Source organism: Thermoflexus sp. (assembly GCF_042408365.1).
Classification (GTDB): Bacteria; Chloroflexota; Anaerolineae; order Thermoflexales; family Thermoflexaceae; genus Thermoflexus.
In genome coordinates this window covers 17,011-27,611 of sequence record NZ_JBHOQJ010000315.1, presented here as the reverse complement: position 1 = coordinate 27,611, position 10,601 = coordinate 17,011, and the positions used below count along the sequence as shown (strand labels likewise).

Here is a 10,601-nt window from a genome sequence, read left to right as displayed (position 1 = left end):
TGTGCAATAGTTTCAATCCCACGCTGGTTCGATTGAGGGGCCGGGGCCTCCGCCCACCGGATCACCGACCCTACCTTGTTTCAATCCCACGCTGGTTCGATTGAGGGGCCCCGCGGCGGGAGTTTGAACTTCTCGGCGTCTCGAGTTTCAATCCCACGCTGGTTCGATTGAGGGGCCGCGGAGCAGGTGGTGGATAATCGCGTGATGGTCGGTTTCAATCCCACGCTGGTTCGATTGAGGGCCGGGAAGCTTTAATCCGCTCCCGTTCCCCATGCCGGTTTCAATCCCACGCTGGTTCGATTGAGGGCCGCGAAACGGATCATCCAATAGCACGCAACCCCCTTGTTTCAATCCCACGCTGGTTCGATTGAGGGACGGCGGGGTGGAGGAGATCCGGCGCTGGGATCCGGGTTTCAATCCCACGCTGGTTCGATTGAGGGGCGCCCGGGCCCGCGCGGCGGGCGGACGATCGCGTATGGATTCAATCCCACGCTGGTTCGATTGAGGGGCCCGCTTGATCTTTCGCCGTCCCGGAGACGGTAAGATGTTTCAATCCCACGCTGGTTCGATTGAGGGGTCTCCGAGGCGGTTCCCCATCGCCCCGGGGATCTCCGTTTCAATCCCACGCTGGTTCGATTGAGGGCGGCCCCAAGATCCAGCTGCAGCTGAAGGATCCCTTGTTTCAATCCCACGCTGGTTCGATTGAGGGGCCTGCGATTCTAGAGAAGGGACGTGGTAAGGGGAGGGAACAAATAGGTTTTCCAGTAATTGCATATCTAATATACCATGGATTGATGAATTTTGTCAAGTTCAAAGCCGGACAAGGTGCGGGTGGGAAGAGGGGGGTCCGCGGAAGCCTTTTCGTTAGATGGTGTTCGATGACGAATGAAAAGATCATGAGAGAAGGTTGTGAAATGAAACCTGAAAAGAAAGAGTTGGAGAAGATCAGTTTCAAAGGGAATTTATGAGAAGGACCCGTGGACCCCCGATCGCCGAAAATCCTTAGGAGGTCCGCGGAAGGTTTTTGAGTCCGGTGAACTAAAATTTAACTGGGAAGCCCTCCAGAGGATCTGGGCGCCGTTGGATTCGGAGCCCTGAGGATCCGTCAATGAATCGCCAGCATTCGGACATCCCGACAGGAGCGCCCACCGGCTTCCCCGACGACCCACACGGGCTCCGCTGGATCGAAGCCGTGCCCAGTTGACCATACCTATCCCAGGAGGTTCGCTGATGCACATCCCCGCTACCGCCGATGTGGTGATCGCCGGGGGTGGGGTGATGGGCTTGAGCACCGCCTATCACCTCCTCCGAAAACACCCTGGCCTCCGTGTGGTCGTCCTCGAGAAGGGTCCCTTCTTCGGTTGCGGCTCCACAAGCAAGGCCGCCGGCGGCTTCCGCCACCAGTTCGCGACGGAGATCAATATCCGCCTCTCGCTCCTCAGCGTCGCGATGATGGAGCGTTTCCCTGAGGACCCCGGCGCCCCCCTCACGCTGCACTTCTGCGGTTACCTCTTCCTCCTCACCCGTGAGGAGGACGTGGCGGAGTTCCGCGCCCAGGTGGACCTGCAACACCGCCTGGGTGTTCCCACGGAATGGCTCGACGGGGCGGAGATCCGCCGTCGCCTCCCGATGATGCGCCTCGAGGACGTCATCGCCGGGACGTTTTGCCACCGCGACGGGTTGCTGAGCCCGATGGACCTGGTGAACGGCTACGCCGTCGGTGCCCGTCGCCTGGGCGGCTCCCTCTTCACGGAAACGCCAGTCACCGGCGTTCGGACCCGGGGCGGCCGCGTCGAGGCGGTGATCACCCCCGCCGGCGAGATCGCGACGCCCATCCTGGTGAACGCCGCCGGCGCCTGGGCCGCCCAGATCGGCCGGATGGTGGGGGTGGACCTCCCGATCCTCCCCTATCGCCGGCAGTACCTCATCACGACCCCCATCCCAGAGATTCCCCCGGATTTCCCGATGGTGATCGACTTCGCCCAAAGCCTGTATTTCCACCGGGAGGGCGAAGGGATCCTGACGGGGATGTCCAACCGGTCCGAGCCGCCGGGTTTCAACGAGCAGCTGGATCCGGAGTGGGAGCTGATCCATATGGAAGCGGCGATCGCCCGGATGCCTTTGCTGGAGCACGCGGGGGTTCGAGCCCGGGTGGTCGGCCTCTACGAGGTGACACTGGACGCCCACCCGATCCTCGGCCGGGTTCCTGCAGTGGAGGGCTTCTACGTAGTGGCCGGCTTCAGCGGCCACGGGGTGATGCACGGCCCGGCCGCCGGGCTCCTGATGGCGGAGGAGATCTTGGAGGGAAAGGCGCACACGCTGGAGATCGCCCCGCTCCGATGGGAGCGCTTCGCCCAGGTGGCTGCCCCACCGGAATATAACGTGATCTAAGGGCTTGGGGCGCCGGGAAAACCCGAAGGGGGCCACCCGAAGGTGGCCCCCACGCGTTAGGATACTGGCTGCCCCAGACGGGCCCGCTCCTCCTCTGCCCGTCCCTCATCGATCTTCTCATAGAGCGGGCGGATCTCCCCCAGGCGCTGGCCGGGGCGAAGCCGGCTGGGCTCCCAGCGGAACCGGGGATCGAATTCGTAGGTCAACACGAGATGTTCCCGCGAGGTTTCGGCGACAGGCCGCGTCACCAGGCGCCCGATCAGCGTCCCCTCATATCCCAGCATCTCGTGGACCCGCTGGCTGGAGAAGGGGAGGAAGGGCGCGAACATCACCTTCAGGCTGTCGATGGCCCGCAGGGCCACATAGATGGTCGTCCCCGCCCGCGTCCGGTCCGCCTGGATCTCCTTCCAGGGCTCGCGCTCATTGAGATAGCGGTTCACCTCCGCCGCCAGCCCCATCACGGTTTCCAGCGCCTGACGGAAACGGCAGCTTTCAATGAGATGCCCCACGGTCTCGAAGGCCACGTCCACTTTGGCCAGGATCTCGGCGTCCCGCGGCTCCATCAGGCCGGGCATGGGGACTTCGCCGTTGAAGTGGCGGGCGGTGAAGGTCAGCACGCGGTGGACCAGGTTCCCCCAGATGGAAAGGAGCTCCTCGTTGTTGTGCCGGATGAAGTCGATCCAACGGAACTCCGCGTCCTGGGTCTCCGGCATGATCGCCGTCAGGTAATAACGGATGGCGTCCACCGCATAACGCTCCGCGGCGTCCAAGGCCCAAACCGCCCAGTTGCGGCTGGTGGAGAATTTGTCCCCTTCCAGGTTGAGGAACTCATTGGCCGGGACGTCGTAGGGGAGGGTGAGGCGCTTGGAGGGATCTTCCTCATAAAGGCGCTCGGTCCCCATCAGCTGGGCCGGCCAGATGATGGTGTGGAAGGGGATATTGTCCTTCCCGATGAAGTAGACGATGCGGGCCTCCGGGTCATACCACCACTCCTTCCAGGCCTGGGGATCGCCGGCGAGGGAGGCCCACTCGATCGTGGCGGAGAGATAGCCGATGACCGCCTCGAACCACACGTAGAGCACCTTGCCCTCAAAGCCCTCCAAGGGGACGGGGATGCCCCAATCCAGGTCGCGGGTGATCGGGCGCGGCTGGAGCCCCTGCCGGATGTAATTGAGGGTGAAGGTGAGGACGTTCGGCCGCCAGTACCCCTTGTCGCGCAGATAGGCCAGGAGGGGCTCCGTGAAGGCAGGCAGATTGAAGAAGTAGTGCTCCGTCTCCCGCAGCACCGGCGTGCTGCCGTCGATCCGGCTGCGCGGGTTGATCAACTGGGTCGCCTCCAACAGCGTCCCGCACCGCTCGCATTGATCCCCCCGGGCCCGCTCATAGCCGCAGATCGGGCACGTCCCCTCGATGTAGCGATCGGGAAGGAAGCGCCGGGAGACCTCGGAGTAGAACTGACGCTGGGTCTGCTTGAACAGATAGCCTTTCTCCAGGAGGCGCAGGAACATATCTTGGGAGACCCGGTGATGGTTCTCGGTGTCGGTGTGGGTGAAGAGGTCGAAGGAGATCCCGTATTTCTGCCAGGTCTCTAAGAAGATCCGATGATAGCGCTCGAACAGCTCCCGTGGCGGCACCCCCTCCCGATCCGCCTGAACGGTGATCGGAGTCCCGTGGGAGTCCGATCCGGAGACCATCAAAACCTGACGGCCTTTCAGGCGATGGTAGCGCGCGAAGATATCCGCCGGGAGATAGGCGCCTGCGATGTGGCCCAGATGCAACGGGCCGTTGGCGTAAGGCCATGCCACGCAGACCAACACTTTCTCCGTTGTCATCTCCACCTCCTCGGCTTGCCTTGAGGATTCAAGTTCGAGGCGCCCGGCGCCGTAAATAAAAACCGCCGGCCGAGGCCGGCGGTCAGCGGGCGAAAATCAACCCGGCAGTCGGGGGGGCCTCAGGCCCCCGACCGCTGGCCCTTCTCCTCATCATGGGCATGCCATACGGAAAACCGGCTTGGATCATTGTCTCTAAACCCAATGAAGAAGCTTTCGGGGAGGGCGGGCCTCCAGCTCGCTCCTTTCGCATGCCGGAGGAGCCCCCGTGTTTTTTACATTTTATCGAGATCTATAGGGCTACGCAAAGGGAAGGAAGGCCGACGGATGCTTGGGATGCCGACTGAAGCCGCCCTTTTTAGGCCTTCGCCGACCCAAGCGTCCGCGCAGGCGGACGCCCGACGCGAAGCGCCTCGGGAGGCTGATTTCAATCAGCGCGAGAGGCGCTCGGCCAGCGGTCGGCTTGCGCCGACCGGATCCTGCGTCTGCGTAAGCGGATGCATGGCATGAGGCGCCTCGAAAGGCCGATTTCTAATCGGCGCCAGAGGCATCGCCCACGTCCTGCGATGGGGAACGCGGACGGGCGGGCACGCCGTACACGAGGGTCTCGGGGGGGACGTCCCGGGTCACGACGGACCCGGCGCCGGTTTTCGCCCTCCGTCCCACCCGCACCGGCGCCACCAACATAGTGTCGCTGCCGATGAACGCTTCGTCCTCAATGATCGTCGGATGCTTGCGCACCCCATCGAAATTGCACGTGACGGTCCCCGCCCCGATGTTCACATCGGCCCCAACGGTCGCGTCGCCCAGATAGCCGAAGTGATGCATCCGCGTCCGCGGTCCCACGGCGCTGTTCTTGATCTCCGCGAAGTTGCCGACGTGCACATCCTCAGCCAGCCGGGTCCCCGGCCGTAAGCGGGCGAAAGGCCCCACATGGACGCGATCCGCGAGCACGGCGCCCTCGACCACAGAGGCCTCCACCACGCACTCGTCGCCGACCACGGCATCCCGGAGGATCGTGTTCGGCCCGATGCGGCACCGGCGCCCGATCCGGGTTTCCCCCTCAATGTAGGTGTCCGGGTAGATCACCGTGTCCGGTCCGATGCTCACCTCGGCCCCGATGTAAACCCGCTCGGGGTCCAACAAGGTGACCCCTTCCAACATCCAGCGGGTGTTGATCCGCCGCCGCAGGATGCGTTCGGCTTCGGCCAGCTGCACCCGCGTGTTGATCCCGAGGGCTTCTTCAGGGTCCTCCAGGGCGACGGTCTCGATCCTTGCTCCCTCCGCGGCCGCCAGGGCCACCAAATCGGTGAGGTAGATCTCCCCTTTCGCCGGGCTGGGTTGCAGGCGCGAAAGGGCAACCCAGAGCCAAGGCTCGCGCACAACGTAAACGCCCACGTTGATCTCGGAGATCTCTCGCTCCTCCGGGTTTGCTTCCGCCTCTTCCACGATGCGCAGCGCCCTCCCGGCCGGATCCCGCACCACGCGCCCGTAGCCGGCGGGGTCCGCTCGGTGGACGGTGAGGAAGGTCAGCGTGGCGCCGGTGGCCTGATGGGTTTCGATCAAACGTCGGAAGGTCTCGGGGCGCACCAGGGGCAGGTCGGCGTAGGTGATCAGGATATGGGGGACCTCCCCTCGCAGGATCGGCTCCGCCCAACGCACCGCATCGCCCGTTCCCCGGGGTTCCGGCTGGACTGCGAAGCGGACGTCCGGCCCGGCGGCCTCGCGGACCGCCGATGCGTTCAGCCCGATCACCACCACCGGCGGGTGCGGGCATCCAGCCGCCCGGAGCGACTTCAGGACGTGCTGGATCATCGGGCGCCCCGCCAGGGGATGCACCACTTTCGGCCGCTCGGACTTAAAACGGGTGCTGAGCCCCGCCGCCAGGATCACCGCTGTCCAGGTCATGCGACACCCATCCTTTCCTTCAAAATGCTAAGGAGAAGTTTTTGTTTGTAGTCGGGCGCTTGTGAAATTTAAAAAGCGAACTCCCCCATGGGAAGGGGGGAGAAAGGGGGGTGGGGCCTCCCGCTTCCCTCCCAGTGTATCCTCAGTGTGGAACGTCCAGATTAATTCGTTGGATTTCATCAGCGCCTGTCTTTCTCTTGCGAACATCGGTCGCGATTCTCCGGGTCCCCCGACATTGGATGTGGGGAAACCCCTTGCCATGGGTCGCCTTACCGAGCTCGAGCGCGCTGTTGGCCCATCCAGTAGCCGACAACTCCGCCGATCAGCAAAAGGGCGAGGAATCCGGCGCCCAACAACAGCCCTTCCCCGATTTGGGAGTAATCGACCCCAGCGGAGGTCACCGGCGCGGCGGTTGGGGATGGGGTGGGTGTGGCCGAAGCGGCGCGCAACTGGAATCCGAACAGCAGCGTCGCTTCGGCGTTCCGCGGCAGCCAAATGTCCCGCCGAGTCGGTCCGGAGGGCTGATAGCCCGCCGGGCTCTCCACGGCGAGGACGTAATAGCCTGGCGCCAGGTCCCGCGCGCAGACCGGCTGGCCCGCCCCCGAGATCAGGGTGGTTTTCCATCCATGCCCATCGATCAGGTCAATGGAGATCCCGGCGATCCATGGCTCGCCGTCCTCTTTCATTTCGTTCCCGTTTCGATCTTCAAAGGCCCCGGTGCACAGGGCCCCCGGTTGTTGAGAGGCCGGCGCTGGTGTCGGAGTCGGTGATGCCGCGCCGGACTGTGGCGGGCGGATCAGAAGCTCTTGGCCCACGATGAGCAAATCCGAGCCCAAGCCGTTCAGCGCCTTGATCTCCTCCACGGTGGTTCCATACAGCAGGGCCAGTCCGAAGAGGGTATCCCCCTCTTCTACGGTATGGACGATGGAGCCGTCCGGGCGGGGTGTGGCCGTGACCTGGGCCTGGGCCAACGCCCGGCGCTCCCATCCGTTCAGGCTCCCGACCGCGATGCCCATCAAGATCAACCCCAGCCCTCCTCCCAGCAGCCAACCACCGATTCTGCGCATCGATCCCCCCTGGTGTTGGAGTGGTTCGAGGAGCGGTCGGCGCACCGGAGCCCATGCCCCTCCGATGAGGAGGCGCCCTCGGCACGCCGGGCAGGCGTTGGAGCCTGCGCTCATAGGAACGATTCCATTATAGCCGGGCTGCTTGCGGCCCGGGCGTTCCATGATCCGCCAGGAGGCCCGAAGGGCTTCGGGCGCTGATGGATCTCCGTTGGGCAACCCGCAAGCTGCGCTATCATTAGAGGGGAATAGGGCCTGAGGGCTCAGCGCCCTTTCCGGAGGGATCCATGCATTGGTCAATGGTGGAGGGAACGCCCTTAGGGACGATATGGGTGGTTGCCAGCGCTCAGGGGGTTCTCCGAGTGATTTTCGGGGAGGACGGGGAGCGGGAATGGGCGGAGGTTCAAACGGCCCATCCGGGGATGGAGCGTCGGGAGGACGGCTTGGCGGCGCAGGCCATCGCCCAGATCCTGGAATACTTGCGTGGGACACGAAAAACGTTCACCGTGCCCCTGGACCTGAGGGGAACGGCTTTCCAACGAAGGGTCTGGGCGGAGACGGCGCGCATCCCCTACGGGCAGGTCGTGACCTACGCGGAGTTGGCCCGTCGGATCGGACGGCCCGAGGCGGCCCGCGCCGTGGGCCAGGCGCTGGGGGCCAACCCGCTCCCGATCCTCATCCCATGCCATCGGGTGGTCGCCGCGGAGGGCCGGCTGGGCGGCTACACCGGAGGCCGACATCTGAAGCGGTGGCTGTTGCATCTGGAGGGGGTATCGCTTGCGGTTGGATGAGCTTCCGACGCCCCTGGCGGCTTTGCTGCGGCGCTGGCGGGCGGACCCCGGTTTCCGCCGTCGGGTGGCCTCCTGGGCCTGGGCGCCGGCCCGTGAGGCGCAATGGGCTCCGATCCCCGAGGACCTCCACCCCCGGTGGCGCGAGGCCTTGCAGAAAGAGGGGATCTCCAAGCTCTACACACATCAGGTCGAAGCGTATCGGGCGGCCCGCTCGGGCGCCCACGTGGCCCTCTTCACCGGCACCGCCTCCGGGAAGACCCTGGCGTTCCTCCTGCCGATCCTCCAAGCGCTTTGCGAGGATCCCCAAACCACCGCCCTTTTTTTGTATCCCACCAAGGCCTTGGCCCACGACCAGCTGGCGATCCTCCGCGCCTGGCTTTCCGCCGCGCGGCTTTCGGTCGCCGCGCTGCCGTATGATGGGGACACGCCCGGCGAGGCCCGGCGGTTCGTCCGGGAGCGGGGGCGTTTGCTGCTGACCAACCCGGATATGCTCCATCTGGGGATCCTGCCGCAACACCCGCGTTGGGCGTCGTTCTTGAGCCATTTGCGCTTTGTGGTGATCGACGAAGCCCACGTCTATCGGGGCGTGTTCGGCAGCCACGTGGCGAACGTGCTGCGGCGGTTGCGGCGCCTGGCCGCCGCATACGGCGCCTCTCCCCAGTTCCTCCTGGCCTCGGCCACCGTCGCCAACGGCCCCGAGCTCGCCGAGGGGTTGGTGGAAGGGCCGGTCCGGATCATCGAGGCCGACGGAGCTCCTTACGGCGAACGCCACTTCATCCTGTACCGTCCACCGCTGCTGGATGCGGCCACCGGATTGCGCCAGAGCGCCTTGACCGCTGCGGTCGGCCTGATCTTAGCCTTTTTAGAGCACGGGATCCCCACGATCGCGTTCGCCCGTTCCCGCATGGCGGTCGAGCGGCTGCTCCGCATGGTGCGATCGGCCTGGACGGAGCGAGGGGGAGATCCGGAGGAGATCCGAGGGTATCGGGGCGGATACCTTCCGGAGGAGCGTCGGGCGATCGAGAAGGGGCTGCGCGAGGGGCGGATCCGGGGGGTCATCGCCACCAACGCCCTGGAGTTAGGGGTGGATATCGGGACTTTGGAGGCCTGCGTGATGGTGGGCTACCCGGGGACCATCGCCTCGGTCCGTCAGCAGGCCGGGCGGGCGGGCCGCCGGGCGCCGCTGAGCGTCGCCATCCTGGTGCTCACCGCGACTCCTCTCGATGAGTATCTGGCGGGGCATCCGGAGTTCCTTCTCCGAGGCTCGCCGGAGGCAGCGCGTTTCGATCCGGATAACTTAGCCATCTTAGCGGATCACCTGCGGTGCGCCGCGTTCGAGTGGCCGCTGCGCCCGGAGGAGCCGTTCGCCCGAACGTTGGATACGGAGTGGCTGGTGGAACAGCTGATCGCCGACGGGGAGCCGCTGTATCGAAATCCGACCGATGGGCGGGTTTACTTCGCCGCCGACCGCTATCCGGCCCAAGCGGTGAGCCTGCGGACCAGCACGGGGGACCGGGTCAGGATCCGCCTGGGTGCGGAGGGAGGGAGCCGGGTCATCGGCGAGGTGGATCGCCCCTCCGCGCCCCGATTGGTCCACCCGGGCGCGGTGTATCTCCACGAGGGCATCGCCTACCGGATCGTTTCGGTGGATTGGGAGGAAGGGGAGGCCGTTGCGGCGCCCTTTGAGGGGGACGAGCTCACGGAGCCGATCGTCGAGGCGGATTGGCATCTGGAGGAGGAACGGGGGCGGCAGGTGGAACCGTGGGGGATCGAGGCGTGGGGCGAGGTGACCATCGTGAGCCGGGTGGTGGGATATCGGCGCCTGCGGTGGCCGGGCGGGGAGTTGTTGGGATGGGAGGAGGTGGAAACCCCGGAGGTCACGCTGCCCACCGCCGCCTGGTGGCTGACCCTCCAGCCGGCGCTCCTGGAGCGTCTGAAGCAGGAAGGCATCCACATCGGGCCTCTCGATTATGGGCCGGAATGGGAAACTGTCCGTCGGAAGGTTCGCGCGCGGGACGGCTATCGCTGCCGGGTGTGTGGGGCCCCGGAGCCGCCAGGGCAGGCCCACGATGTCCACCATCTCCGCCCGTTGCGAACGTTTCGGGACCTCACGGAGGCCCATGCCCTGGAGAACCTGATCACCGTCTGCCGGCGCTGCCACCGTCGTCTGGAGCAGATGCTGGGGACCCGCAGCGCCCTCTCCGGGCTGGCCCATTTGCTCCACGGCCTCGCCCCGCTCTTCCTGATGAGCGATCCGGCGGATCTGGGCGTTCTGGTGGACCCGGAGGGTCGGGCCGCGGGCGGCCCCACGGTGTTGCTGTATGAAGGGGTCCCCGGCGGCGTTGGGTTTGCTGCGCATCTCTGGATGGTCCGGGAGGCCCTGCGACAAGCGGCCCTGGAGGTGGTGAAGCGCTGCCCGTGCGAGCGGGGGTGTCCGGCCTGTGTGGGGCCGCCGGGCGAGATGCCGGATCTAAAGGGGGAAACCCGCCGGCTGCTGGAGCGCATATGCGAATGGGGGCTATAGGGAGGATTTTATTCCTATAATAACCCATGACGGTCGTGCAGGCGCCCTGGGGGCAGGCACAAGGCCTGCCCCTACAAAGGCCATTTGCACCGTT

6 protein-coding genes and 1 CRISPR repeat array are annotated in these 10,601 nt (G+C 65.4%); of the genes, 3 read left to right on the top strand and 3 right to left on the bottom strand.

Going from position 1 to position 10,601, the window contains the following annotated elements; genetic code table 11:
• Positions 1-9: 9 nt before the first annotated feature.
• Positions 10-709: direct repeats of the CRISPR family, unit length 30 nt; unit sequence GTTTCAATCCCACGCTGGTTCGATTGAGGG.
• Between the two features lie 521 nt (positions 710-1,230).
• Positions 1,231-2,391, top strand: a complete 1,161-nt coding sequence (locus ACFMO5_RS14415; RefSeq protein ID WP_376793446.1) for an NAD(P)/FAD-dependent oxidoreductase — start codon at positions 1,231-1,233, stop codon at positions 2,389-2,391.
• 56 nt (positions 2,392-2,447) lie between these two features.
• Here the strand turns inward: ACFMO5_RS14415 and metG are convergent, their stop codons facing one another.
• The 3 genes from metG to ACFMO5_RS14400 form a co-directional block, all read right to left on the bottom strand.
• Positions 2,448-4,223, bottom strand: coding sequence for a methionine--tRNA ligase (gene metG, locus ACFMO5_RS14410; RefSeq protein WP_376793445.1), 1,776 nt, complete (start codon positions 4,221-4,223; stop codon positions 2,448-2,450).
• Between the two features lie 528 nt (positions 4,224-4,751).
• Positions 4,752-6,128 (bottom strand): bifunctional UDP-N-acetylglucosamine diphosphorylase/glucosamine-1-phosphate N-acetyltransferase GlmU, encoded by a 1,377-nt coding sequence (glmU, locus tag ACFMO5_RS14405; protein ID WP_376793444.1) that lies wholly within the window; start codon positions 6,126-6,128, stop codon positions 4,752-4,754.
• A gap of 269 nt (positions 6,129-6,397) precedes the next feature.
• A complete protein-coding gene (locus ACFMO5_RS14400) occupies positions 6,398-7,195 on the bottom strand; it encodes a LysM peptidoglycan-binding domain-containing protein (RefSeq protein ID WP_376793443.1) in 798 nt (265 codons plus the stop codon).
• Between the two features lie 284 nt (positions 7,196-7,479).
• On the opposite strand from ACFMO5_RS14400, the gene ACFMO5_RS14395 reads away from it, so the two are divergent.
• Together ACFMO5_RS14395 and ACFMO5_RS14390 are read left to right on the top strand one after the other, a co-directional pair.
• Positions 7,480-7,983: a methylated-DNA--[protein]-cysteine S-methyltransferase gene (locus ACFMO5_RS14395; RefSeq protein WP_376793442.1), complete on the top strand. Its 504-nt coding sequence runs from the start codon at positions 7,480-7,482 to the stop codon at positions 7,981-7,983.
• Positions 7,970-10,507, top strand: coding sequence for a DEAD/DEAH box helicase (locus ACFMO5_RS14390; RefSeq protein WP_376793441.1), 2,538 nt, complete (start codon positions 7,970-7,972; stop codon positions 10,505-10,507). Before ACFMO5_RS14395 ends, ACFMO5_RS14390 begins: the two co-directional genes overlap by 14 nt.
• Positions 10,508-10,601: the final 94 nt, after the last annotated feature.